The sequence below is a fragment of the Dactylosporangium sp. NPDC051485 genome (assembly GCF_040682015.1).
GTDB lineage: Bacteria > Actinomycetota > Actinomycetes > Mycobacteriales > Micromonosporaceae > Dactylosporangium.
In genome coordinates, this window is sequence record NZ_JBFAZW010000008.1 from 35,209 (window position 1) to 58,533 (window position 23,325).

General features: G+C 71.4%; 23 protein-coding genes and 1 tRNA gene. 9 read left to right on the forward strand and 15 right to left on the reverse strand.

Features of this window, described 5'->3' with window-relative positions; all coding sequences use genetic code 11:
• Positions 1-15 precede the first annotated feature (15 nt).
• Positions 16-798, reverse strand: a complete 783-nt coding sequence (locus AB0M46_RS06165; protein ID WP_363333239.1) for an S-methyl-5'-thioadenosine phosphorylase — start codon at positions 796-798, stop codon at positions 16-18.
• 265 nt (positions 799-1,063) lie between these two features.
• On the opposite strand from AB0M46_RS06165, the gene AB0M46_RS06170 reads away from it, so the two are divergent.
• From AB0M46_RS06170 to AB0M46_RS06190, 5 genes are all read left to right on the forward strand, one after another.
• Entirely contained in the window at positions 1,064-1,618 is a 555-nt protein-coding gene (locus AB0M46_RS06170; RefSeq protein WP_363333240.1) for a YqgE/AlgH family protein, read from the forward strand.
• Positions 1,619-1,696: 78 nt separating this feature from the next.
• Positions 1,697-1,769: transfer RNA gene (locus AB0M46_RS06175), tRNA-Ala, on the forward strand.
• Between the two features lie 789 nt (positions 1,770-2,558).
• Positions 2,559-3,644, forward strand: a complete 1,086-nt coding sequence (locus tag AB0M46_RS06180) for a hypothetical protein (protein WP_363333241.1) — start codon at positions 2,559-2,561, stop codon at positions 3,642-3,644.
• 733 nt (positions 3,645-4,377) lie between these two features.
• Entirely contained in the window at positions 4,378-4,740 is a 363-nt protein-coding gene (locus tag AB0M46_RS06185) for a hypothetical protein (RefSeq protein ID WP_363333242.1), read from the forward strand.
• A complete protein-coding gene (locus tag AB0M46_RS06190; protein WP_363333243.1) occupies positions 4,737-5,282 on the forward strand; it encodes a DUF6036 family nucleotidyltransferase in 546 nt (181 codons plus the stop codon). The genes AB0M46_RS06185 and AB0M46_RS06190 overlap by 4 nt, the downstream gene beginning before the upstream one ends.
• A 172-nt stretch (positions 5,283-5,454) precedes the next feature.
• Here AB0M46_RS06190 and AB0M46_RS06195 read toward each other — a convergent pair whose 3' ends face one another.
• Positions 5,455-5,802 (reverse strand): hypothetical protein, encoded by a 348-nt coding sequence (locus tag AB0M46_RS06195; RefSeq protein ID WP_363333244.1) that lies wholly within the window; start codon positions 5,800-5,802, stop codon positions 5,455-5,457.
• A gap of 334 nt (positions 5,803-6,136) precedes the next feature.
• Between AB0M46_RS06195 and AB0M46_RS06200 the strand changes: the two genes are divergently transcribed.
• Positions 6,137-7,027, forward strand: coding sequence for an alpha/beta hydrolase (locus AB0M46_RS06200; protein ID WP_363333245.1), 891 nt, complete (start codon positions 6,137-6,139; stop codon positions 7,025-7,027).
• A gap of 142 nt (positions 7,028-7,169) precedes the next feature.
• On the opposite strand, the gene AB0M46_RS06205 is transcribed toward AB0M46_RS06200, so the two are convergent.
• Positions 7,170-7,430, reverse strand: coding sequence for a Txe/YoeB family addiction module toxin (locus AB0M46_RS06205; protein ID WP_363333246.1), 261 nt, complete (start codon positions 7,428-7,430; stop codon positions 7,170-7,172).
• Between the two features lie 106 nt (positions 7,431-7,536).
• On the opposite strand from AB0M46_RS06205, the gene AB0M46_RS06210 reads away from it, so the two are divergent.
• Together AB0M46_RS06210 and AB0M46_RS06215 are read left to right on the forward strand one after the other, a co-directional pair.
• Positions 7,537-8,025, forward strand: a complete 489-nt coding sequence (locus AB0M46_RS06210) for a histidine phosphatase family protein (RefSeq protein ID WP_363333247.1) — start codon at positions 7,537-7,539, stop codon at positions 8,023-8,025.
• Between the two features lie 372 nt (positions 8,026-8,397).
• Positions 8,398-8,763 (forward strand): hypothetical protein, encoded by a 366-nt coding sequence (locus AB0M46_RS06215; RefSeq protein ID WP_363333248.1) that lies wholly within the window; start codon positions 8,398-8,400, stop codon positions 8,761-8,763.
• 654 nt (positions 8,764-9,417) lie between these two features.
• On the opposite strand, the gene AB0M46_RS06220 is transcribed toward AB0M46_RS06215, so the two are convergent.
• From AB0M46_RS06220 to AB0M46_RS06240, 5 genes are all read right to left on the reverse strand, one after another.
• Positions 9,418-9,987: a hypothetical protein gene (locus tag AB0M46_RS06220; protein ID WP_363333249.1), complete on the reverse strand. Its 570-nt coding sequence runs from the start codon at positions 9,985-9,987 to the stop codon at positions 9,418-9,420.
• Between the two features lie 189 nt (positions 9,988-10,176).
• The gene (locus tag AB0M46_RS06225) at positions 10,177-11,001 is read right to left on the reverse strand and encodes a hypothetical protein (protein WP_363333250.1); all 825 of its coding nucleotides are present in this window, start codon (positions 10,999-11,001) and stop codon (positions 10,177-10,179) included.
• Positions 10,994-11,521, reverse strand: a complete 528-nt coding sequence (locus AB0M46_RS06230) for a SigE family RNA polymerase sigma factor (protein WP_363333251.1) — start codon at positions 11,519-11,521, stop codon at positions 10,994-10,996. The genes AB0M46_RS06225 and AB0M46_RS06230 overlap by 8 nt, the downstream gene beginning before the upstream one ends.
• 160 nt (positions 11,522-11,681) lie before the next feature.
• Positions 11,682-12,578: a DMT family transporter gene (locus tag AB0M46_RS06235; RefSeq protein ID WP_363333252.1), complete on the reverse strand. Its 897-nt coding sequence runs from the start codon at positions 12,576-12,578 to the stop codon at positions 11,682-11,684.
• On the reverse strand, positions 12,575-13,708 hold the full coding sequence (locus AB0M46_RS06240; protein ID WP_363333253.1) for a glycosyltransferase: 1,134 nt from the start codon (positions 13,706-13,708) through the stop codon (positions 12,575-12,577). The genes AB0M46_RS06235 and AB0M46_RS06240 overlap by 4 nt, the downstream gene beginning before the upstream one ends.
• Before the next feature lie 72 nt (positions 13,709-13,780).
• Here AB0M46_RS06240 and AB0M46_RS06245 point away from each other — a divergent pair, with 72 nt between their 5' ends.
• The gene (locus AB0M46_RS06245; protein ID WP_363333254.1) at positions 13,781-14,533 is read left to right on the forward strand and encodes an SDR family oxidoreductase; all 753 of its coding nucleotides are present in this window, start codon (positions 13,781-13,783) and stop codon (positions 14,531-14,533) included.
• Positions 14,534-14,715: 182 nt separating this feature from the next.
• Here AB0M46_RS06245 and hpnH read toward each other — a convergent pair whose 3' ends face one another.
• Genes hpnH through hpnC form a run of 7 tightly spaced genes read right to left on the reverse strand, consistent with a single transcriptional unit; the run spans position 14,716 to position 23,286 of the window.
• Positions 14,716-15,720 (reverse strand): adenosyl-hopene transferase HpnH, encoded by a 1,005-nt coding sequence (hpnH, locus tag AB0M46_RS06250; protein WP_363333255.1) that lies wholly within the window; start codon positions 15,718-15,720, stop codon positions 14,716-14,718.
• Complete coding sequence (locus AB0M46_RS06255) at positions 15,717-17,261, reverse strand: 4-hydroxy-3-methylbut-2-enyl diphosphate reductase (protein WP_363333256.1); 1,545 nt, start codon at positions 17,259-17,261, stop codon at positions 15,717-15,719. The genes hpnH and AB0M46_RS06255 overlap by 4 nt, the downstream gene beginning before the upstream one ends.
• Positions 17,258-19,168: a squalene--hopene cyclase gene (shc, locus tag AB0M46_RS06260; protein WP_363333257.1), complete on the reverse strand. Its 1,911-nt coding sequence runs from the start codon at positions 19,166-19,168 to the stop codon at positions 17,258-17,260. The genes AB0M46_RS06255 and shc overlap by 4 nt, the downstream gene beginning before the upstream one ends.
• Positions 19,168-20,181, reverse strand: a complete 1,014-nt coding sequence (locus AB0M46_RS06265; RefSeq protein ID WP_363333258.1) for a polyprenyl synthetase family protein — start codon at positions 20,179-20,181, stop codon at positions 19,168-19,170. Before AB0M46_RS06265 ends, shc begins: the two co-directional genes overlap by 1 nt.
• Positions 20,178-21,545, reverse strand: coding sequence for a hydroxysqualene dehydroxylase HpnE (gene hpnE, locus AB0M46_RS06270; protein WP_363333259.1), 1,368 nt, complete (start codon positions 21,543-21,545; stop codon positions 20,178-20,180). Before hpnE ends, AB0M46_RS06265 begins: the two co-directional genes overlap by 4 nt.
• Positions 21,542-22,411, reverse strand: a complete 870-nt coding sequence (hpnD, locus tag AB0M46_RS06275) for a presqualene diphosphate synthase HpnD (RefSeq protein WP_363333260.1) — start codon at positions 22,409-22,411, stop codon at positions 21,542-21,544. Before hpnD ends, hpnE begins: the two co-directional genes overlap by 4 nt.
• Complete coding sequence (hpnC, locus tag AB0M46_RS06280) at positions 22,408-23,286, reverse strand: squalene synthase HpnC (protein ID WP_363333261.1); 879 nt, start codon at positions 23,284-23,286, stop codon at positions 22,408-22,410. Before hpnC ends, hpnD begins: the two co-directional genes overlap by 4 nt.
• Positions 23,287-23,325 lie beyond the last annotated feature (39 nt).

Below are 23,325 nucleotides of genomic sequence, written 5' to 3' on the forward strand. Positions count from 1 at the left end.
TTGTGGTGCGGCTGCCTACCGCAGGCCGTCCAGTGCATGCTGACATGGGTCGTCGGGCCGCTCCGGCAGGCGCGGGATGACGTCGAGCAGCACCTGGCGCAGGCGGCCGGTGTTGTCGGCGAACACCCGGAAGACCTCCTCCTGGGTGACGCCGTGCTCGCCCTCCACGCCGGCGTCGAGGTCGGTGACCAGCGCGATCGAGGTGTAGCAGAGGGCGAGCTCGCGGGCCAGGACGGCCTCCGGGTGCCCGGTCATGTTCACCACCGCGCCGCCGATCGCCGTGAACCACCGCGACTCGGCCCGGGTCGAGAAGCGCGGCCCCTCGACCACCACCATCGTGCCGTCGCCGGCCTGGATGCCGTGCTCGGCGGCCACCTTCTTGACCACGTCCCGGCCCGCCGCGCAGTACGGGTCGGCGAAGTTCACGTGGACGGCGCCCTCGTCGTAGTACGTCTGCACGCGCCCCGACGTCCGGTCGATCAGCTGGTCCGGCACCACGAACGTGCCCGGCCCGAGCTCGGGGCGCAGGCCGCCCACCGCGCACGGGGCAAGCACCTGGGCCACGCCGATCTCCTTCAGCGCCCACAGGTTCGCCCGGTAGGGGATCCGGTGCGGCGGGAACCGGTGATCGCGCCCGTGCCGCGGCAGGAACGCGGTGCGCCGCCCGCCCACGGTGGCCACCGTGATGGGGTCCGAGGGTGGGCCATACGGCGTGTCGACCACGTGTTCCTCGGCGTCGTCGAGCAGTGCGTAGAGCCCCGAGCCGCCGATCACCGCAACGTCCGCGAGTGAGGTCACGGAACAGACCCTAACCGGGACGCGCGGGTCAGGCTATGGTGCGAGACATGACCCTCGCACCCCGCCTCGCGAAGATCCACCCGGCGCGCCCGATCTTCGGCCGCCCGGTCGGTCATGTTTGCTGGTGGGGCTGATGTCCATGCACGGGGATCTCGGTGGGATGGAGGGACACTCGTCCGGTCAGCCCCCGACGGGCCGCGGCTCACCGCGCCCCGGCTCGTCAGGCACCGGCCGAGGCACGTCCAGACAGCGGCGAGGGAGGGCGATGGAGTCGTTGACCGGGCGCTTGCTGGTGGCGACGCCCGCGCTCCGCGACCCGAACTTCGAGCGGACCGTCGTCCTGGTGGTCGCGCACGAGGAGGGCGGCGCGCTAGGCGTCGTGCTCAACCGCGCGACCGAGGTCCAGGTGGCCGACGTCCTCGGCGGTTGGGGCGCGCTGGCGGGGGAGCCCCCCGTGGTGTTCGAGGGCGGACCGGTGCAGCCCGAGGCCGCCATCTGCCTGGCACGCACCCGCCCCGGCGTGCAGGACCTGGCCGGCTTCAACCGCGTCTCCGGCGCCGTGGGCACGGTCGACCTCTCGGGCGACCCGGACCTCCTGGTCGCGGGCGTCCTGGGCGTGCGCGTCTTCGCGGGCTACGCGGGCTGGTCCCCGGGCCAACTGGAGCGCGAAATCGAGGGCGGCTCGTGGTTCGTCTTCGACGCCCTGCCGAGCGACGCCTTCGCGCCCCGGCCGGACGACCTGTGGCAGATGGTCCTGCGCCGCCAAGGCGGGCTGATGGCGGCCGTGGCGCACTATCCGTCGGACCCGACGCAGAACTGAGGGGGGTACCCGTTCGCCCCTCTCCGCCAGTGTGTGTACTATTCCTGAGTGCCCGCGAGAGCGGGTGAAACACCAGATGGGGCCGTGGCGCAGCTGGTAGCGCACCACACTGGCAGTGTGGGGGTCAGGGGTTCGAGTCCCCTCGGCTCCACCCATCGGAGGCGCTCCCTGCTCAAAGGCGGGAGCGCCTTTTTCGCGTTGCGATGGGTGGTTTTTCGCGCTCGCTTCGCTCGCTCCCCAATGGGGGAGCTTCGCTCCACCCATGCCCCCTCCGACCCTCTCGGCTTGCGGTCGTCTGATGGGGGGGGCGCCCTTGTGCGGAGCTTTTCGGGCTTGCTTCGCTCTCCGCCCGCCATCGAAAGGCGCTTCCTGCTCAAAGGCGGGGGCGCCTACACGCCTACCACCTTCACTCCCGAGATTGCCGGGGCCGCGAAGCGATCGAGCAGGAAGCCGGCGGGCGGCAAGATCTGCAAGGTCAGCCTTGACCAGGTACGCGCATTGCGAGCCGCCACCGGCGACGATTTCCAGCTCTACGACGGCCGGTGCCGCCACGTCGCCGAAAGCGTCCGAGCAGGTGCCACTGGCGTAGTGGCTGTGCCACTTTGCACCTTCCTGCCGATTTGCCCGATCCGTCGAACACGAACGCGTTGCAGCGCACCATCAACCGCACGCAAGCACTCATCGACAGCACAAGGACGTGCGCGGAGCGGATCGCCATGCTTACCCAAACATTTGATGTCCAGCCTTAATCAATAATGAATGAAGACCATGGTCATGGTGTGACCTGGCCGGATTAGTCACTGGGTCGCGTTTGTGGAGGCTGATGAGGTTGCCCGCCGGGTTCTTTCGTCAGTTGGGTCTGGCGGGCAATCGTTCGTGTCCACCGGGCCTGCTGGTGGAGCTGGCTGCCCTGACGGTTCATGAGGATGTGCGGGCGGAGTTGGCCGGTCGTGCGGAGTTGCCGGGAGCGGTGCTCGCGGAGATGGTCGGGGCGGGCGGTCCGCGGGCCGAGTTCACCGTGGTCGGGAATCGGGCCTGCCCGGCCGACGTGCTGCTGGGTGTCTATTTCCGTGCGCGGTGGTCGGCGGCGGAGGGGGCCGGTCTGGAGCATGTGCGTATGATCGCGGCGCTGGATGCGGTGGAGCATCGGAACTTCCCGCCGGATGTGCTGGGGTTGCTGGCGCGGGGGTTCGCGCCGCTGGTGCCGGGCGGGTATGAGGCGGTCGCCGCCGCGATGCGCAATCCGTCGCTGCCGGGGGATGGTGCGCTGCTCGGGTCGAGGGATTCCCGGGTGGCGGTGCGGGCTTCGGTGGCGGCGAACCCGGCGATCTCCGCACGGATTGTGCGGGCGCTGCGCTCGGATGAGCGTTCGGAGGTGCGTCTGGCGCTGGCCGGGAATCCGGCGGTGCTGGACCCCGGCCTCCGGGAGTCCCTGCTGGAGGGTGTCGTGGCGCTGCGCTCGGATGCCGTGGCCGGGCTGGACGGTCTTCCGCGCGAGCTGATCCCCCGGCTGGTCGGTCTCGTCTCGGACGCGGGGTGGCGCGCCCTGGCCGGGAATCCGTCGGTCCCGGCGCTCGTCGTCGAGCGGATGCTCGCCCAGGCCGCGACGGCCGATCGACGTGCGTGGGCCGAGCTGGCCCTCCTGCGGCGGAGGGAGTGCCCGCCCGGCATCGTCGCCAAGTTCGCCGCGGACGTCGACTTCCGCCGGCGTGCCCTCGCGGCCGCGAGCCCGGGCCTGTCGGGCCGGCACCGGGACCTCCTGGCCGGCGACGGGCAGGCGCTGGTCCGGGCGAAGGTCGCGGCCGACCCAGGCACGCCGCCGGAGATGCTCGAGTCGCTGGCCGCAGACGCCGACCGATCGGTACGAGCGGGGGTGGCCCGGAACCCGGCCACCCCCGCCACGCTGCTGCCGACGCTGTCCCGCGACGACGACCGGATCGTCGTGCTGACCGCCGCGCGCCACGCGAACCTGCCGATCAGCGAGATGCGAGCCATCGTGCAGGGAAGCGCCGCGAGGACCACGTAGACCCGCGTCGGCGACGTCGGCTGGAGGTTTTCGGCATCCGTCTCCTAGCGTGTGCACCGCGGAGCAATGTCATGGGGCGGAGCGGATCAGCCTCGAACCGACACGCTGGAGGTCCTGCGTCGAGCGGCTCGGTGTGTTGGTACGTCAGGGGCGGCCACCTCGCCCAGCTTCCGCAGCACCCGTGAGGAGCAACCTCCGGAGGCGGCCGCCAGGTCGGCATATCAGATTGTCGTCGCGGCGGTGCGCTTCCCCCTTCCACCCGTGGCGTGCCACATCTGTGCCACTCGTGGAGGTGGATCGCGGTCGGCAACGGGTAGCCCTGGGGAATCCGGCGTCCGGTGGGCGGCTGACCTGCGCCATGTCGGCGGGCTGTTCAAGATCGGTCCTGGCAGTGTGGGGGTCAGGGGTTCGAGTCCCCTCGGCTCCACCCATCGGAGGCGCTCCCTGCTCAAAGGCGGGAGCGCCTTTTTCGCGTTGCGATGGGTGGTTTTTCGCGCTCGCTTCGCTCGCTCCCCAATGGGGGAGCTTCGCTCCACCCATGCCCCCTCCGACCGTCGCTTGCGGTGCTTTCGGCTCGCTTCGCTCGCCACCGCATCCCCATGTTGGCGGCCGCCCACGGTGCCCTTGCTGTTCCTGCCGACGTCTTCAGGGGCGTCCTTGCGGTGCGGTCTTGGGTCAGCGTGGTCCTGGTTGTACTACGGTCGTGTTCGTGATCGGTCGGAGGTACGAGCCCATGACCCTGGTTCGATTGGGCGAGCTGCTCGTCGATGTCGACGAGTTGCACCGATGGCGGCTGGTGGCTGAGTTCCTGGAGGAGTACCGGTGGGAAGCTGTAGGGTCCCGACGTCGGCTGCTCGATGACGAGCCGGCGGCCACCGGAGATGAACACTGGGACGTCTTCCTTGCGGCGTTGGCCGAGCATTTGGCGGCGCGGGATGGCTCCGCCGGCCCGCCATGGGCAGAGCAGCGATCGCTCGACCGGTTCTGGTTCCCCTTCAACACCCGCGCGGCCCGTGTCGACGCTGTGGTGCATACGCCAGCAGCCTTCCGGCGGCGTGGAGTGTACGTGGCGCCGGGCGAGTTGGAGGTAGCGTGAGCGCAGCCGATCCACTTCTCGATCGAGACGCGATCGAGACCGCTTTCCGGGCACTTGGCGATCGCCTCGCACGTCGTGGTGTGGTGGCAGATCTGTACGTCTTCGGCGGCGCGGCGATGGCACTGGCTTACGACGCCCGCAGGGCAACCCGGGACATCGACGCCGTCTTCCAGCCGCACGGCATTGTTCACGAAGAAGCGATGGCGGTGGCGGATGCTCTCGGCCTACCGAGATGGTGGTTGAACGAACAGGCCAGCGTGTACGTGGCCCCCGGCAACGACGCGGGTGCCCGCCGCATCTTTGACCATCCCGGCCTCCGGGTTTCAGCAGCGTCGCCAAGGCATTTGCTTGCCATGAAGGTCCTGGCCGCGAGGCGCCGCGACGCCGAGGACATCCGGTTTCTCGTGAATCACCTGCGATTGGCCAGCGTGGATCAGGTGTTGACGATCTGCAGTGAGGTCTTCCCGGATGAAGAGGTGCCGGCCCGAGCCCGGCTGGTCCTCGAGGACATCTTCGAGGAACGCGAAATCACCTCAGGCTGACTCCACGGCGGTCGCCGTCCGTGACCACCCTCGGTGTTCGTGCCAGATCCGTGCCAGACGCGAAAGCGGATCACGGTTCCGGGCGGGAGTCGCGGGAAGTCGGATGGGCCGTACGCTCTGACCTGCCTGCACGTCAGCGGCTTTTGCGAGTCCAGTCCTGGCAGTGTGGGGGTCAGGGGTTCGAGTCCCCTCGGCTCCACCCATCGATCGGCGCTCCCTGCTCAAAGGCGGGGAGCGCCTTTTTCGCCTTCGCGATTCGTGGACTCTTCGCGCTCGCTTCGCTCGCTCCGGGCGGGGGCTTCGCCACCCGCACCCCCGTGTCGGTGGTCGTCCTTGTCGCTTCCGTTGCGCGCGTTCTTGCTCGCCAGGAGTCGTAGTACGTACTGGCCCAGTAACCGCCCCCGGCGTTACCGCCCAGTCCCAGCACCGGCCGCAGCGGATATCCCACGTTGATGAAGAGGAAGGCCGCGATGACCACCACGAGGCCGGTGCTCGCCATCGCGAACGGCAGCGCGGCCATCCCCGTACGATCCGCCGGGACACGATGGCCCGCCCCGCACGCGGCAGTCCGGTCAGCGCGTCACCGAGCCGCCGCCACATGGACGGCGCGTAGGTCTTCCCCACGAAACGGCCGATCATCACGAGTCTTCCGGTTCTCATGCCCATACTCTTCGGCCCTCGACGCTGTCTAAACCATCCTGGTTCGCCCGGATTTTTCCGTCCGGTTCCATATCCGATCTCAGGGATCGAAAGGGGTTCGTTCCTCGGGGCTCGAACCGGAGGATCGCCGTGGTAGCGACCGGCTCGTGGCGCGGCAGCCACCGTCGGGGTTCTCGGCGCTCATACTGTCGGTTATGGATCTGCAAGTGCGCGCGGACGACGGTTGTCGCCTGTGGGCGAACAGCACCGGTGATGGTGACCCACTGGTTCTCTGTCACGGGGGTCCGGGCCTGTGGGACTACTTCGATGACGTTGCCGAGCTTTTGCGCGGTACGGCGCGGATCGTCCGGTGGGACCAGCGCGGCTGTGGGCGTTCTGAGCGATGCGGCCCTTACTCGGTCGCCCGGTCGATCGCCGACCTCGACGCGGTGCGGGAGCGGTCGTCCGTAGCGCGAATGGCTTTGCTGGGGCACTCGTGGGGTGCGCACCTGGCGTTGCGGTACGCCATCGAACATCCCGACCGGGTCAGCCACCTCATTTACGTCTCCGGAACCGGCATTGATCCCGAGCGCGGCTGGCACCCGCACTACGAACGTAACCTGCGCCTGCGGCTCGGCAACCGCCTGGGGCGGTGGGAGGCACTCAGCGCCCGCACTCGCACGCCAGCAGAGGACCGCGAATGGGCTGTGCTGCAATGGTCGGCCGACTTCGCTGACGGCAGCGCGGCGCTGCGACACGCCGAGCGCATGGCCACGCCATGGCTAGGCATCAACTACGACTGCAGCCAGGCGGTCAACGCCGAGGTCAAGCAAGAGCTCCGCGACAACGACTTCGTTCTGCAATGCCGTGGGCTCGACATTCCCGTGCTCATCGTTGACGGTGTAGAGGACATTCGTCCCCGCTGGGCGGTCGACTCGCTGTACGAAGCATTGCCCGACGTCGAACGCGTGAGCCTCGCCGGCGCCGGCCATCTGCCCTGGGTCGAGCACCGCGACGACTTCGGTCGAATCGTGAGCCGTTTCCTGGCCGACAACCGCCGCGCCACCGGCCGGCAGCGTCGCCACGAGCCTGCGGATCCGGGATAGCGCGAACCCGAAGATGGGTCGTGCTGCCAGACCGCTGGTGAATGCTCACCGGCAAGCGGAAGCGTCAGTTTCGATGGCTCGTTTCGCTCGCTCCCCAGGCCACTGTCTGTCGTCGCGGTCGCATCGGGCGAATTCCGTGCGGTCATTGGTAGTGGTAGCGGCAGGAGATGATCGTGACCTCGCCTGGCGCGACGGCGTAGACCAGGCGATGCGCATCGTTGATGCGGCGGGAGCGCAGGCCGGCCAGATTGTTCCTCAGGAGCTCTGGTTTGCCGATCCCGGCTCCGTCCGGATCGCGTTTGATGTCGGCAATCAAGGCGTTGATGCGCCTGAGCGTCTTCCGGTCCTGCGTTTGCCAGTACAGATAGTCGTCCCAGGCGGGGTCGGTCCAACTGGGCCTCACGCGCCAGTATCCTCAGGCTCGATGGGCGTTACGTCGCGTATCAGCGCCTCAAGGTCGGCGGCGGCCGGGCGCGCGGGTACCTGTTCGTCCCGGCCGAGCAGGCGGCGTGAGTGCCCTGTACGCCAGCACGACGCCACGAGCATCGGAGACAGCGCAGATCATCGGCGGGAAGGTAGGACTCGCAGCGCAGCAACGGCCGGCACTTCGCGTACCTGACGCGGGCGCCGCCGAGGGCCACGTGTGGGCCGACGCCCGCGAACGCTGGCCGCTCGATCCGCACAACCTGATCCGTGCCTTGCCCGATGACGCTGAACCATGGCCGACCTACCTCGACCGCGCAGCCGCCGACCTCGATGAGATCTTGCATCAGCACCTGGGCGGTCGGATTGTGATCGTTGGCCACACCGAGACGGTGAGCGCCATGTACGCACCACTCCTCGGCGTACACGACCTCGGGCGCTTAAAGGTCGATCTCGGCCACTGCGAAGTAAGTGTGTGGCGTGCCGTCGGGGAGTGGCCCGGCGCGCAGCACAACTCGCAGCGTTGGTCACTGCGCGATTTGATGTCAACAAAGTTTACTGATCTTGAGTTATGATAAATGGGTGCGCTCGCAACTGGAGCGGGCCTGCTATGCCGATGTTACGACGGCTGGTTAGGCCGCGCTGTGGAGTTGGGCTGGGTGCCGTAACAACAACTGCATCCCGATAACGTGCTGAATGGACAGTCCACCAGCGGTGTCCACCATGCGACTACCGGCCAATGGTCGAGCAGCCTCTGGCAGGTACCGAGCATCTATCGCAATATCAGCATCTGGGGTCACTACGACGGCACGTGCGACCATGCGGGCGCGGATGGAGTCGTGTACCACTACTGCTGAGAGTCGCCAGGGCCGAGTTAGGGCGGCCCGTCACTGTCTTTCTGGAGGGCTCGAAGAATGCGGCTCGTCGGTCATAGAGGCGGTTTCGGAATGGAGCGCAAGTCGCGCACTGTCGCCGTGGTTGTGCTGATGTCGGTGAGTGCTCTGTTCTCGGTGTTCATGGCGATCGGTATTCCGTCGGTGGGGACCGTTACGGTAACCAATCGCGACGGGTCGGTGGTGGGTCGCGACGCAACTATGTACTGGCCGTGGCTCATGGTATGGCAGGTTGCGCTCGTGGTGACGGCATTGCTTGCGATGGCATCCATCGTTGCTTATGTAAAGCGCAGGTACGCGTTGACGCTGCAATTGTTGCGTGTTACGGCGGTCATCGGGTTGATTACCACATTGATTCCGGGGCTGTTGGCTTTCGTTGCTTTTCAAGTGACCCGTAATAGCCCAGGCGACTCGCAGTAGCAGAGGCTGATGCGGCGCCAACCAACGGCGCCGCCTGTCGTCGGAATCTGCCGATTGACGGGCGGCGCCGTCGTCGTTTTCGTTGTGCCGAATCGTTGGCTGAGCGAGCATGTGTTGGGCGCGGCGGCAGATGATGACCCCCGTGTACTGCGAGGCGCGGTCTGCCACACTGGCGGGTTTGCGGCACCGGCGCAGCGAAGCCCGGGGCTGCACCCCGCGGGGTGCTCTACCGCGTGCCGCGCCGCGAAGCGGCGCCTCGATGTAGTCCAGGGGAATTCGCGACCGCGACCGGAGGCGGGCGGCGTTGTCGCCGTCGCGGCGTCGTGCCACATCCGTGCCACATGTATAAGAGGATCATGGTATCTGGCGGGGAATCACGGGAATCGATCATGTATCAAGGCTCTGACCAGCGCGCACGTCGAGGGCGATATCAAGATCGGTCCTGGCAGTGTGGGGGTCAGGGGTTCGAGTCCCCTCGGCTCCACTCATCGAAGGCGTACCCTGCTCAAGACGCAGGGTGCGCCTTTTCGCCGTTGCGATTCGTGGATTCTTCGCGCTCGCTTCGCTCGCTCCAGGCGGGGCCTACTGACGGTTGGGGGTGAGGGTCGGACAATTTGGTTCGCATGCCTCTACGGCGGTCGGTGGCGATTGCAGCTACTTTGCGGCGAGCTGTTCGAGATCAGAAACGGTGAACGTGGGGGCTGTGTCGCTGATTCTGGCCAGCGTCCCGGCTGAGTCGAGTGGGTATTGGGCTTGGTCGGGATTGAGCAGCGACGCGGGGACGTCGGGGTAGACGGTCAGAAATAGGATGTATCGGCCGCCCTCGCGCAGGGGCTTGGCGCCTGCCTCAACGAACGTCTGTCCGTCGAGCGTGCCGCCGAGCTGCTTGATCGCGACCGTGCTGTCGATGTTGGCGTCGCCCTTGTACACCTTGTGCACTTTTGCTTGAAACACCGTCACGACGGTCGGTGTGGCGGTGGTGTCCTGCCCATTTTTCGTGCCGGCGTTCGGGTTCGATTGCGGGTCGTTTGCCGGCGGGGTCGACGAGTGAAGGTATTGCGTTTTTGTTCCCTGGTTGACGGTAGCCTCAATGACGAGGTCGGCTTTGTTGAACAATGCCGGCAAGTCGGAGTACGCGGGGTAGTCGGCCTGATATTCGATGACCTGATGCTGGGCCGGCACCGTGGACGGCGTGTCGTTGTGACCGCATCCGGCCAGCGTCATAAGGAACATGCTCGTTACGGCGATCGAATACAGCGTCCTGGTAGACAATGGACTTCCCCGCTTCAGGAGTAACAGTGCCGGCAACATGTCAGACGTTGCCGAACGCGCAGCGGTTCCGTGTCGGTGGTCGGGCTCGTCGGGCCGCTCGGCGCTGGTTCGCCCTCAACGCTCAGACCAGACCAGACGGGGCTAGGGGGTCGGGGAGGTTTGCGGGGTGCTGGGGGATGGGGTGCAGCTGGGGTTGTTGCGGTTTTCGGTTGAGGTTGGGAAGTGCCAGAAGCTGAAGGCCGCGGTGGCGTGTTTTTGCAGCAGGTTCAGGTAGGCGCTCGGGGTGTCCTGGACCGAGTTGGGGATGGTGGACGGGATCGGCTTTGTGGTTTGCAGGGCCACGTAGCCCTCGCCGCAGGGGGTGGGGAGCGTGTTGATGTTGGGGGCCGGGACGGTCGGTGACGCCTTGGTCAGGTAGCGCTCGGTGGTGGAGGCCAGGACGATGAGCTGGCGGTTGCGGTCCCACACGTAGCGGGCCTCGACGAAGCGCAGGCGGTAGGCCGGGCACTGGTCGAAGTAGTCGGCCGGCCGGATCGAATAGGGGACGCCGTTGAGTACTTCGCTGCCGTACACATAGGGGTCGCCGTACGCGGCGCCGTCCGGGGGTGTCGCGCACTTCGACGGCTTGGCGGTGGTGCTGGTGGCGGGGCCGCCGGCCTGCGCGCCCGGGGGGCCGGCGGTGGTGGTGATGATGGTGGTGGGTGGTGCCGAGGTCGGGGCGCTGGGCCGGATCGGCGCCGGGGTGTCGGAGATGGACGGGTCGGGCGGGCGCGGGGCGTTGCCGAGCGTCGGCAGCACGGCCAGGGCGAGCACGGCGGCGACGGCGACGGCCACGGCGGTCAGCCTGCGGCGCTTGCGGCGGCGCAGGACGCCCGGGATCGACTCCGGGCCGGGCGGGCGGGCGGCGCGCATGGACTGGTCCCGGAACGCGTCGAAGCGCTCCCGCAGCGGGTCCCGCTCAGCCATTGCCCGACCGCCTGTCGTCCAGGCTGAGCAGTTCGTTCAGCATCGTCCGGGCGCGGTGCAGGCGGGCCTTCACGGTGCCCTCCGCGGCGCCGGTGAGGGTCGCGATGTCGCGCACCGGCAGGTCCGCAACATAATGCAGGATGACCGCCTGCCGGTAGATCGGCGGGAGCTTGGCCAGCGCCCGGGTCAGGTCCAGCGACAGTCCGTCCGGGCCCTCGACGTCGGGCTGCGTGAGGTCGCGGCGCCAGTGCAGCAGGCGCCGGGCGCGCCGCCAGCGGCTGATCGCGAGGTTCCAGGCGACCCGGCGGACCCAGCCGACCGGGTCCTCGAAGCGCGAGATCGCCGACCACCGCGCGAAGGCGCGCGTGTACGCCTCCTGGACGAGGTCCTGCGCCTCGGCCCGGTCGCCGACGAACGCGTGGAGCTGCGTCAGGAGTTGGGGGAACGTCGCCGCGTAGAAGTCGGCGAATTCGGGGGCGACGACCAACGGTGCGGTACTCCGGTCTGGAACGAGACCCATGCAGCCTAGATCGACTTCGTTGGCCGCGGAGCCCCGTGTCGCCGCGACCATCGAAGCGATTCCTTCCCGAATTGGTGGAAACACCTTCTACACGCCGAGCCGGGCGGAAGGTTGCATGGAATTTTCTGGGTACTTCCCCGTGCGCGGGGCCGGCGGCGGGTCAGGGCGCCGGGCCGGGCCGCGGCTGTTGCCGGCGGACGTCGGACCGGGCGGTGCTCGCCAGCCAGACGGCGCCCACCATGACGATGACCGCGAGCACCTCGATCGCGAGGCGCGGCCCGCTGGTGGCGATCTGCTCGTGGAACGCGGTGACCCCGATCGCGACGCCCACGGCGGGGTCCACGGTGGTGATCGCGGTGAGCGGCACGGCGATGCGCGAGCTCTGGAAGGCGTCCTGGTTGAGGAGCACGGCGCCGATCCCGACGACGACGAGGGCATAGGTCTGCCCGCGGGTGAAGATCCCGAGCGGATCCCTCGACAGCTGTGCGGTCAACGCCTTGAGCAGTGAGGCGGCGACGCCGTACAGCAGTCCGCTGGCGATGCCCAGCAGCACGGCCCGGGCCGCGTCGGCGGCCCACCAGCCGCCGATCAGGCACGCCGCGAGCACCGGGCCGGCCCAGAGGGCGACGCTCAGCCAACCCTCCACCGACGGTTCGGCCACGCCGGCGCGGGGCTGGGCGGCGAGCAGGAACGCGGCCAGGCCGGCCCCGCCGAGGACTACCACGAGATAGTCCCGCGCCTGGCTGCGCCGCCGGTTGAGCGCGACCGACAGCGGTATGGCCAGGAACTGGCCGGTGATCAGCATCGGCTCGACGAGGATGAGCGGCCCGTAGCTCAGCGCCACGGCCTGCAGTCCGGTGCCGAGGCCCTCGGGCAGCCAGGCCAGCAGCCACTTGGGCCGCCGCATCAGGCGCAGCAGCAGCCGCGGGTCGAGTGGCTGCGCCTGCTGCTCCTGCTTGGCCTCGCTCTGCTCCAGCGCCGCGCCGACGCCGAACGCGGCCGCCGCGCCCAGCGCCGCTACGACCGCGATCGCGTCGATCTCGCCCGATGCCGTCACCGGTGACCGGCGAGGGCGCCGAGGGCGAGGTCGGCGATGCCGGCGGCGGGATCCGCGGCGAACAGTGCGAGCCCGGCATCGCGGGCCCGGCGGCCCAGGTCGCCGTCGGCGAGGCCGGCGAGCGCCGGCCCGAGCTGGCTGCGGCCGCGGACCAGCGTGGTCACCCCGGCCTCGGCCATGGTGGCGGCGCTCGCCTTGCCGTGGCCGGGCAGCGGCCGGTAGGTGAGCACGGGCAGCCCGCAGGCCATGGCTTCCAGGGCGGTGAGTCCGCCACCGTTCTCCACGAGCACGTCGGCGGCGCGCAGCAGCCCCGGCATGTCGTCCACCCAGCCGAAGACGGGCCCGATCCCGGCCCGCAGCATCCGGCGCCGCAGCGCCGTGTTGCGCCCGCAGACCGTGACCGGGACCGCGGCGCCCGTGGCCGCGACGTCGACCGCCGCGGTGGCCACCTCGCCGACCCCCCACGCGCCGGCGACGATCAGCGCGAGCGGGGCGTCCGGCGGCAGGCCGAAGCGTCGGCGGGCCTGCGCCTTCTCGGCCGCCGACGCCGGGCCGCACCGGGCGGAGACCAGCCGACCGGCCACCCGCACGTCGGCCGCCCCGTAGGCGAGCGCCTGGGCGCGGCCGGTCTCGTGCGCCACGTAGTGGACGTCCACGCCGGGGGAGACCCAGATCGGGTGCGCCGCGAAGTCGGTCAGGTAGGTGATCACCGGCGCGTCGATGTGGCCGTCGCGGCGCAGGGGGCCGAGCAGCTGGCTGGCGATCGGGTAGGTCGACACGATCGCGTGGGCGCCGGCGGGCAGCGCACGGCGCAGCCGCGGACGCACGGGGCGCAGCAGGGCGCGCGTGATCGGTGCGGCGCCCCGGAAGCGGCAGGCGATCGCGAACAGGCCGTCGTAGATCCACGGCAGCCGTAGCAGCATGCCGTGGTACGTGCCGCGCAGCAGCCGCCCGAGCCCGCCCGGGAACACGTCGGTGACGTCCAGGCAGTCGACCTGGAAGCCCCGGTCGCGCAGCCGGGCCGCCAGCTCGCGGGTCGTGCCGTCGTGCCCGGCGCCGACGCTGGCCGAGATCACCACGACGCGGCGGCGCGCGCCGGCGCGGACCGGGTCAGACTCGGTGGTGGACATGCCGGGCGCTCTACCGCGAAGAGCGGGGTTCTAACCCGGCGGACGCCGGAACCTGGCAGAAGGGGCAATCCGATGCGGATCGCGGACCGGGTGGCGCTGGTCACCGGCGCCTCGTCGGGCATCGGCCGGGCCGTGGCGCTGCGGCTGGCCGACGCGGGCGCGCGGCTGGTCCTGCACGGCCGGGACCAGGAACGTCTCGCGGATCTGGCCGGGCGCACCGGCGGTGTCGCGGTGCCGGGCGACCTTGCCCGGCCGGAGGAGGCGAGCCGCCTGGCGCAGGAGGCGACCCGGCTCGCCGGTGGCGTGGACATCCTCGTCAACAACGCCGGCGTGGGCTGGGCCGGGGCCTTCGGCGCGATGGCGCCGGCCGACATCGAGCGGCTGGTCGCGGTCAACCTGGTCGCGCCGATGCGGCTCACCCGGGCCCTGCTGCCGGCGATGTGCGCCCGGCGCGACGGTTACGTCATGTTCGTGACGTCGATCGCGGGGCGCACGGGCGTGGCCGGCGAGGCGGTCTACGCGGCGACCAAGGCCGGCCTCGACACCTTCGCCGAGAGCCTGCGGCTGGAGACGCGCGGCTCGGGCGTCGGGGTCGGCGTGTTCGTGCCCGGGGTCGTGGCGACGGAGTTCTTCCAGCACCGGGGGCGGCCGTACGAGCGGCGCAGCCCCCGGCCGCTGCCCGTGGACCGGGTCGCGGACCTGCTCGTGCGGACCGTCGCGGCCGGCGGCGCGGAGCGGTACACGCCCGGCTGGCTGCGGCTGCCGGTCGCGGTCCGCGGTGCGGCCCCCGGGCTGTACCGGTGGCTCGCCGGCCGGTTCGGCTGACGCGGGCCCTTCGCAAAAGCCGCAAAGAGCGCTGACACGGGCCCTTCGCAAAAGCCGCAAAGAGCGCTGACACGGGCCCTTCGCAAAAGCCGCAAAGAGCGCTGACACGAGCCCTTCGCAAAAGCCGCAAAGAGCGCTGACGCGGGTTCTTCGCAAAAATGCGAAAGCCGCGGCGGCCGGCGTTATCCCTTCCGCAGCGCCCGCAGCGACTGCTGCAGCGACGACATCGTCGCCAGCACGGCCGTGGGCTCGTAGCCGCAGTGGGCCATGCAGTTGGCGCACCGCGGGTCGCGGCCCCGGCCGTAGCTCTGCCAGTCCGTCGTCTCCACCAGCTCCCGGTAGGTGCGGGTGTACCCGTCGGCCATCAGGTAACAGGGGCGTTGCCAGCCGAACAGCGAGTACGACGGCACCGCCCAGGCCGTGCAGGGAAAGTCGATCCGCCCCTCGAGGAAGTCGAGGAACAGCGGCGAGTGGCTGAGGCGCCAGCGCTGCCGCCGGCCGTCGGCGAAAGCCTTGCGGAACAGCTCGCGGGTCTGCTCGACGCCCAGGAAGTGCTCCTGGTCCGGAGCCTTCTCGTAGGCGTACGCCGGGGAAATCATCATCTCGTCGACCTTCAGCTCGTCGTTGAGATGGTCGAGGACGTCGATGACGGTCTGCGGCGTGTCGGTGTTGAAGAACGTCGTGTTGGTCGTGACCCGGAAACCGCGTCGCTGCGCCTCGCGCACCGCGGCCACGGCCTCGTCGAACACGCCCTCCTTGCATACCGAGGCGTCGTGACGCTCCCGGAGGCCGTCGATGTGGACGGTGAACGCGAAGTACCGCGAAGGCTTGAACTTGTCGATCTTCTTCGGCAGCAGGACGGCGTTGGTGCACAGGAACACGTACTTCTTGCGCCGGACGAGCTCGGCGGCGATGACGTCGATCTGCGGGTGCATGAGCGGCTCGCCGCCGGCGATGGAGACCATCGGCGCGCCGCACTCGTCGATCGCGGCGAGCGCCTGCTCGACGGGCATGCGGCGCTTGAGGATGTCGGCCGGGTGCTCGATCTTGCCGCAGCCGGCGCACTTGAGGTTGCAGGCGAACAGCGGCTCCAGCTCGACCAGCAGGGGAAACTTCTCACGGCGGCGCAGCTTCTGGCTCGCCAGATACCGGCCGATGCGTAGCCGTTGGCGCAGGGGGATGCTCATTGCCGTACCTCCTTGGGCAGCGTGAAGCGGACGTCCTCCTCCACGGCGGTGTGCTCGCGGACCGTCCTCGCGCCGAGACCGGACAGCGCGCCGACGACCTCGTCGACGAGCACGGGCGGCGCCGAGGCACCGGCGGACACCCCGACGGTGCGGGCGCCGGCGAGCCATCGCAGGTCGATGCCGCCCGCGCCGTCGACCAGGTACGCGGGCGTCCCGGCGCGCTCGGCGACCTCGACCAGGCGGAGGGAGTTCGACGAGTTGGTGGAGCCGACGACGATCATCGCGTCGCAGGCGCGCGCGACCTCGGACACCGCGCTCTGCCGGTTCGTCGTGGCGTAACAGATGTCGTCGGACGGCGGGGCTGCGAGGCTGGGAAACCGTCGCCGCAGCACCGCGACGATGTCGGTGAGGTCGTCGGCGGCGAGGGTCGTCTGGACCAGGTACGACACCCGGAGCGGGTCGTCGACCTGCACCTGCTCGGCGTCCCGGACGTCCTGGACGAGGCGGATCCGGTCGGGCGCCTCGCCGATGACCCCGTCGGTCTCCTCGTGGCCGGCGTGCCCGATGAGCAGGATGGTGTGGTCGTGCTCGGCGAACCGGCGGGCCTCGCTGTGGACCTTGGTGACGAGCGGGCAGGTGGCGTCGATCGTGGCCAGTTGCCGGGCGGCGGCGGACGACCGTACCGCGGGCGAGACGCCGTGCGCGGAGAACACGGTCACCGCCCCGGGCGGGATCTCCTCGACGTCGTCGACGAAGACCGCGCCCCGCCGCGACAGGTCGGCGACCACGTGCGTGTTGTGGACGATCTGCTTGCGGACGTACACCGGCGGCCCGTGCATCTCGAGGGCGCGCTCCACGACGAGGATGGCGCGCTCCACCCCGGCGCAGAAGGAGCGGGGCGCGGCGAGCACGACCCGGCGTACCGTCGTGGCGGCCGCCCACTCCTGCAGCCCGGCGGCGACGGCCGGCAGTGTCGCCAGCGCCGTGCGCAGTTGCCCCAGGGTGCTCGGCTGGACCAGCGCACCGGTGTCGGCGACGACCCGCACGCAGGCGATGGGGCGGTCCGCGTGCCCGGCGAGCAGCCAGGCCGACTCCAGGTCGACGGCCAGCGCGCCGGTGGCGGCCAGGCGTGCCCGCGCTTCGCCGCGGACCAGTCGCTCGGTGCTGACCACCGGGCCGGTGCGGACGGTGAGCCCCTGGCGGCGCAGCGCGTCGCCGAGCATCGCGGCCGAGGGAAGGGCGATCGTGGCGGGGCGGGGATCGCCGGCCCACGGGGCGGCGCGGACCTCGGTGGCCACCACGACGTCGCCGGGCCTGAGCGTCTCGTCCAGCCCGCCGCCGACCCCGGCCACGGCGAGGGCCCCGGCGCGGTCCACGGCGGGCAAGCCGGCGGCGCGTTCGGAACGGCGGCGGCCGGCGCCGGTATGCACGACGGTGCCGGCCGGGCCGGGCCCGGCCCGGCGCAGCGCCGCCGCCTCCATGCGCATCGGTGCGCAGAGCACCCAGTCGCCGTCCGTGCGCTGCCGGGCCGGTGCACTCATCGATCCTCCTGTGCGGTGTCTCGCAGGATGCGGCCGAGGGCGCTGATCGGGAACACCAGCCGGTACAGGTGGTAGTTGATGGAGAAGTCGCCGGGGAAGCCGGTGCCGGTGTACTGCGGCTCGTCCCACGTGCCGTCGGGGCGCTGGGTGTCGATCAGCCAGGCCAGCGCCCGGCGGGCCGCCGGCGAGTGGTGCTCATCGGCGGCGTGCAGCGCCAGCAGGGCCCAGGCCGTCTGCGACGCGGTCGACGCCCCTCGCCCGCGCAGCGCCGCGTCGCGGTACGAGCGCATGTCCTCGCCCCAGCCGCCGTCGCCGTTCTGGTGGTGCAGCAGCCAGTCCACGGCCCGCCGGACGGCCGGGTGCCGCGGCCGGATCCCGGCGGCGGCCAGGGCGGGCAGGACGCAGCCGGTGCCGTACACGTGGTTGGCGCCCCACCGGCCGAACCACGAGCCGTCCGGCTCCTGCGCCCGGATCAGCCATCGCACGCCCCGGCGGGTGGCCGCCGAGCCCGTCAGCCCCTGGGCGCACAGCGCCTCCACGATGTGGGCGGTGACGTCGGCGCTGGGCGGGTCGATGACCTCGCCGAAGTCGCAGAACGGCAGTTCGGCGACGAGCGCGCGGTCGTTGTCCGCGTCGAAGGCGCCCCAGCCGCCGTCGCGGGACTGCATGCCGACCAGCCAGCGGGTGGCCCGGTGCAGCGATGGATGGTGCCGCAGCGGGGTCCGCCGCAGCGCGAGGACCACCTCGGCGGTGTCGTCGGTGTCCGGGTAGCCGTCGTTGTCGAACTCGAACGCCCACCCGCCCGGCGGGACGTGCCGGCGGCGGACGGCCCAGTCGCCGCGGACCGTGATCTCCTCGGCGGCCAGCCAATGGCCGGCGCGCACGAGCGCGGGATCGTCGGCCGGCCGCCCGGCGTCGGCCAGCGCCGTGACCGCGAGCGCGGTATCCCACACCGGCGACTGGCACGCCTCCAGCCGGCGTACCGTCCCGCCGGGCGTCTGCTCGCGCACGGTGAAGCGCTCCAGCCCCTCGAGCCCGGCCCGCAGGACCGGATGCGTCAGCGGATACCCGAGCAGGTGCAGGGCGATGAGCGAGTACACCCATGGCGGCTGGATGCCGCCCCAGGAACCGTCGGCCTCCTGCCGGGCCACGATCCACTCGGCGGCCCGGCGCAGCGCATGGCGGCGCAGCGAGCGGCCGGCGACGCGCTCGTAGCCGCGCGCGGCCCGGTCGAGCTGGTGCAGCCAACCGGCCCGGCGCGACAGCGGCGGCGGTGGCGGTGGCCGCCGGCCCGAGCGCAGCTCCGGCAGCGAGAACCCCAGCGACCGCACGGGCCGCGTCGCCCGCACGATCGACAGCGGCACGATGGTCTGCCTGGCCCAGCACGCGAAGTCGTACACGTTGAACGGCACCCACGCGGGCAGCAGCACGAGCTCGGGCGGGATGGCGGGCAGCAGCCGCCAGGGCCACTCGCCGAACAGCGCCAGCCAGATGCGGGTGAAGACCCGGCTGTGTTCGACACCGCCGTGGTCGCGCACGAACGCGGCGGCCGCCGCCATGTGCGGCGCGTCGGTCGCGTCGCCGGCCAGCCGCAGCGCCGTGTACGCCTCGATGGTGGTGGACAGGTCGCCCGGGCCGCCGTGGTACGTCGCCCAGGCGCCGTCGTCGAGCTGCCGGGAGCGGATCCAGCGGGCGGTCTGCGCGGTCAGCTGCTCGTCGCTGATCCCGAGGAACCGGCGCAGCAGCAGGTCCTCGGCCTCCATCGTCACGTTGGTCTCGAGCTCGCCCTTCCACCAGCCGGCCGGGTCCTGCAGGCCGAGCAGGTGCGTCGTCGCCCGGTCCAGGCCGGCCCGGACCTGCTCGATGAGCCCGTCGCCGGCCGCTGGTCGCTGCAGTACCCGGGTCATCAGTGCTTGCGCCCCGTTACGAGGCGGGCGAGGTCCACGAGGTCGCCGTGCACGTCCGAGGGCAGCTCGAGCGCGGCGAGCTCGGCGAGCGCGCGCGTCAGATGGCGGTCGGCCTCGCGCTGGATCCAGTCCCGCGACCCGGCCTCCTCCAGGAGCCGCCCGGCGGTCGCGAGATCGGCCTCCGGCAGCCCGCCCGTGGACGCGTACAGCGCGCGGAAGGCGTCGCCGGCGCGGGTGCCGGAGGCGAGCGCGTGCACGATCGGCACCGACTTCTTGCCGGCCCGCAGGTCGGACCCCACCGGCTTGCCGGTGCGCGCGGGCTCGCCCCAGATGCCGAGCTGGTCGTCGACGAGCTGGAAGCTCATCCCGAGATGGGTGCCGAAGCGGGACAGACCCTCGGCCAGCGCCGCCGGCGCGCCGCACAGCAGCGCCCCCAGCGCGCAGGCGCACGACATCAGCGCCGCGGTCTTGTCGGCGGTCATGGCGAGGCACTCGTCGAGGCTGACGTCGTCGCGGCGCTCGAACTCCAGGTCGGCGGCCTGCCCGGCGATCAACCGGTGCACGTCCGCGTCCAGCCGCCGGGCCGCGACGGCGCCGCCCGGCCGTCCGTCACCGGCGAGCGCGTCGTGGGCCATGATCATCAGGGCGTCGCCGGCGAGGATCGCGGCGGGGGTACCGAAGACCACCCACGCGGTCGGCCGGTGCCGGCGCGTCGCGTCCTGGTCCATGATGTCGTCGTGCAGCAGTGAGAAGTTGTGGGCGAGCTCGACGGCGGCCGCGGCATCGACGCCGCGCTCGGGCGGCTGTCCCGCGGCGCGGGCCGACAGCAGTGCCAGGGCCGGGCGGATGCCCTTGCCGACGGCGGCGGTGGGCGCGCCGTCGGCGTCGCGGTAGCCCAGGTGGTAGGCGGTGACGCGCTGGTTGCGGGGATCCAGGCGGCCGATCAGCTCTCGCATCCGGGGCTCGACGAGAACGGACACCTGATCGAGGCAGGCGACGGTTGCGATGGTCAACGGGTGCCCTCCAAGTCTCGGTCTGCTGACACGAGGTGGGCGAGCACGACGTCGGCTGCGCGGTGACCGCTGCGCACCGCGCCCTCCATCGTGTCCGGCCATCCCGTGTCGGTCCATGCGCCGGCCAGCACGAGGCCGGGCAGGCGGGTCGCCGCGCCGGGTCGCAGCGCGCCGGTCCCGGGAGCCTGGCGGAAGGTGGCATGCGGCTCGCGGGTGACGAACGCCTCCAGCAGCCGCGCCGAGCGCGCCGCGGGGCAGAGCCTGGCGATCGCGGCGGAGTGGGTGGCGGCAAGCCGCCCGGCCGGGGCCGCGATGTCGTCGTCGGCGGCGGAGACCGAGACCACCAGGTACTGCCCGTCGGCCATCGACGCCGGCGTACGGTCGAAAATCCACTGCGCCGGGGACTCGACCGCCGCGGCGAACGGCAGGCCGATGACGGGCCGGTCGTAGTGCAGGTGGACGTTCACGATCGGGGCGCTGCCCAGCCGGTGCCAGTCGTCGCGGCCGCTCGACGCCGAGTCCGGCACCAGCCGCGCTGCGGCGGCGTGCGGCACGGCCAGCACGACCGCGTCGGCGCTGAGCTCGTCCCGGGCCGCGCGGGCGCCGGCGTCCCCGATGGCGATCCGGAAGCCGGCGGCGTCCGGCCGGATCCGCTCGGCCCTGCTCCCGGTCGCCACCCGCACGCCGAGCCGGTTCAGCAGCCGGTACGCGGGACGGCCGTGCAGGTCGCGCAGCGGTGCGATCGGACGCCCGATGTCGCCGGCGTCAGCCCGGTCCAGCAGCCCGGTCCGGAACACCCGCGCGGCGAGGGCCAGCGACGCGTGCTCCGCGGGCGTGTTGAGCGACGCGATGGTGATCAGGTCCCACAGCCGGCGCACCGCCCGGGGACCCTGGCCGCGCTCCGCGAGCCACTCGCCGAAGGTGCGCCCGTCGTTGCGCGGGTCGTCCGGGTCCACCGTGCGCAGCGCGTTGGCGGCGAGGATCGCGCGCAGCCGCTCGCGGACGCCGAGCAGGGAGTACCCGGCCAGGGCCGGCAGCAGGTGCGCCGGAGCGGGCAGCCCGCGCGTGCGGGCCAGCACGTGCGGCGCCCGTCCGGGCGACAGGACCGGCACGCGGAAGCGCGGCTGCAGCTGCGTCAGCTCGGCGCTGCCGAGGCGGTCGAGGAGGGCTCGGTAGCGCTCGTAGCAGCGCAGGAACACGTGCTGCCCGGTGTCCACGACGAGGCCGTCGCGGTCGAAGGAGTACGTCGCGCCGCCGAGCTCGCTGCGCCGCTCGAGCAGCGTCACCCCGACGCCGGCATCGGCGAGCCGGACCGCGGCGGTAATGCCCGCGAGCCCGCCGCCGACGACGCATACCTCCGTCATACCGTCCGCCTGACGAGCGCTCGGACGGCGACCGCGGCCTTCGCCCGGGCCGGCAGGCGCAGCCGCGTCCGGGAGACGACCAGCGGATCGTGCACGATGCGGGCCAGCAGCCGGTGGTAGATGCCGGCCATGGCGGCGGTGCAGGCGGCGCTGCGCGCGTCCAGCATCGGCAGCAGTTGCAGGCCGGTCTCGTACCACTGCTCGGCCCGCCCGGCCTCGAAGCGCACGAGCGCGGCGAGGCGGTCGGGCGGGTCGGCGAAGCCGTCGCCGTCCAGCTCCAGGGTGCAGCCGAACCGGTCGAGGTCGTCCTTGGGCAGGTACAGCCGGCCGTTCTCGCGGTCCTCCCGCAGATCGCGCAGGATGTTGGTCAGCTGCAGCGCGATGCCCAGCGCGTCGGCCAGCTCGGCGGCCCGCCCCGAGGCGCCGGTGCCGAACACGCCCAGCGACAGGCGGCCGATGGAGCCGGCCACGCAGCGGCAGTACCACAGGAGGTCGTCGAACGCGGCGTAGGTGGTGCCGCGGACGTCGGCGGCACAGCCCTCCAGCAGGTCGTCGAAGGCCTCCAGCGGGATGGGCAGCCGCTGCGCCGCGTCGTGCAGGGCCAGCAGCACCGGGTCGCCGGCGCTCGTGCCCGGCCCGCGGTGCAGCGCCGCGCGGACCTGGTCGAGCCGAGCCAGCTTCTCGTCCGGCGGCAGGTGGCCGTCGCCGATGTCGTCGATGCGGCGGGCGGTGGCGTACACCGCGGACAGGGCGCGGCGCTGCTGCTTCGGCAGCAGGCGGATGCCGTAGGAGAAGTTGCGCGCCTCCCGCCGGGTGATCCTCTCGCACCGCCGGTACGCCGCATCGACGGCCGCGGCCCGGTTCACCCGATGCTCCTGACCATCGCGACCAGCCAGGACACCGCGATGTCCCGCCGTCGGGGGCGGGGCGGCCCGGGCAGCGGGTCGTATCCGCTGCGCCGCAGCGCCTGCAGCGTCGCGTACCCGCCGGCGAGGTACCCGGCGACGGCGACCCGCGCCCAGCCGTGCAGGGTCGCGAGCAGCGGTGACCCGGCGTCCAGCAACGCCTTCGCGCGCCCCGCCTCGAACCGCACGAGGCCGCGCAGCGCGTGGCTCGCCGTCGCCGCGGCCAGGTCGGCCTCGCGCACACCGAACCGGTCGAGGTCGGCCTCGGGCAGGTAGACCCGGCCGCGCCGGTAGTCCTCGGCGATGTCCTGGAGATGCTCGACGACCTGCAGCGCGGTGCAGATGCGATCGGACAGGCCGACCCGGAGCGGGTCGGCCTGTCCGAACACGTGCAGGACGAGCTCGCCGACGGGATCGGCCGACAGCGAGCAGTACCCCACCAGCTCGTCGAAGGTGGCGTATCGCGTGACGGTCTGGTCGACGCGGTTCGCCTCGATCAGGCGCAGCAGCGGCCCGGCGGGCAGCCCGCACGCGAGCACCGTCGGGGCGAGCCCGCTCAGCACCGGGTGCGCCACCCGCTGGCCGTCGTAGAGCCGGCGAACGTCCGTCTCGAACGCGTCCAGCGCCGCCGTACGCTCGGCCGCGGTCATGCCCCGAACCGGCTCGTCGCCCAGGTCGTCGACGAAGCGGGCGTAACGGTACAGCGCATACAGGTGCCGGCGGGTGATCCCGGGAAGGATGCGAAGCGCCACCGGGAAGTTCTCGGCGGCGGCACGCGCTCGCAGCGGCCCGCTCACACTGGGCGGTGCCGCCGGCTCCGTTGTCACATAGCTCATGTCAGGCGCCCACCCCGGTGCCCACGGTGGCGTGCGACG

What these genes read in the sequence shown, in the direction of transcription:
- AB0M46_RS06170 (WP_363333240.1), top strand. Translation starts at nt 1,064, where the DNA reads ATGGAGTCGTTGACCGGGCGCTTGCTGGTGGCGACGCCCGCGCTCCGC.
- AB0M46_RS06185 (WP_363333242.1), top strand. Translation starts at nt 4,378, where the DNA reads ATGACCCTGGTTCGATTGGGCGAGCTGCTCGTCGATGTCGACGAGTTG.
- AB0M46_RS06195 (WP_363333244.1), bottom strand. Translation starts at nt 5,802, where the DNA reads ATGGCCGCGCTGCCGTTCGCGATGGCGAGCACCGGCCTCGTGGTGGTC.
- AB0M46_RS06200 (WP_363333245.1), top strand. Translation starts at nt 6,137, where the DNA reads ATGGATCTGCAAGTGCGCGCGGACGACGGTTGTCGCCTGTGGGCGAAC.
- AB0M46_RS06215 (WP_363333248.1), top strand. Translation starts at nt 8,398, where the DNA reads ATGGAGCGCAAGTCGCGCACTGTCGCCGTGGTTGTGCTGATGTCGGTG.
- AB0M46_RS06220 (WP_363333249.1), bottom strand. Translation starts at nt 9,987, where the DNA reads ATGACGCTGGCCGGATGCGGTCACAACGACACGCCGTCCACGGTGCCG.
- AB0M46_RS06225 (WP_363333250.1), bottom strand. Translation starts at nt 11,001, where the DNA reads ATGGCTGAGCGGGACCCGCTGCGGGAGCGCTTCGACGCGTTCCGGGAC.
- AB0M46_RS06230 (WP_363333251.1), bottom strand. Translation starts at nt 11,521, where the DNA reads ATGGGTCTCGTTCCAGACCGGAGTACCGCACCGTTGGTCGTCGCCCCC.
- AB0M46_RS06240 (WP_363333253.1), bottom strand. Translation starts at nt 13,708, where the DNA reads ATGTCCACCACCGAGTCTGACCCGGTCCGCGCCGGCGCGCGCCGCCGC.
- AB0M46_RS06245 (WP_363333254.1), top strand. Translation starts at nt 13,781, where the DNA reads ATGCGGATCGCGGACCGGGTGGCGCTGGTCACCGGCGCCTCGTCGGGC.
- hpnH (WP_363333255.1), bottom strand. Translation starts at nt 15,720, where the DNA reads ATGAGCATCCCCCTGCGCCAACGGCTACGCATCGGCCGGTATCTGGCG.
- AB0M46_RS06255 (WP_363333256.1), bottom strand. Translation starts at nt 17,261, where the DNA reads ATGAGTGCACCGGCCCGGCAGCGCACGGACGGCGACTGGGTGCTCTGC.
- shc (WP_363333257.1), bottom strand. Translation starts at nt 19,168, where the DNA reads ATGACCCGGGTACTGCAGCGACCAGCGGCCGGCGACGGGCTCATCGAG.
- hpnE (WP_363333259.1), bottom strand. Translation starts at nt 21,545, where the DNA reads ATGACGGAGGTATGCGTCGTCGGCGGCGGGCTCGCGGGCATTACCGCC.
- hpnC (WP_363333261.1), bottom strand. Translation starts at nt 23,286, where the DNA reads ATGAGCTATGTGACAACGGAGCCGGCGGCACCGCCCAGTGTGAGCGGG.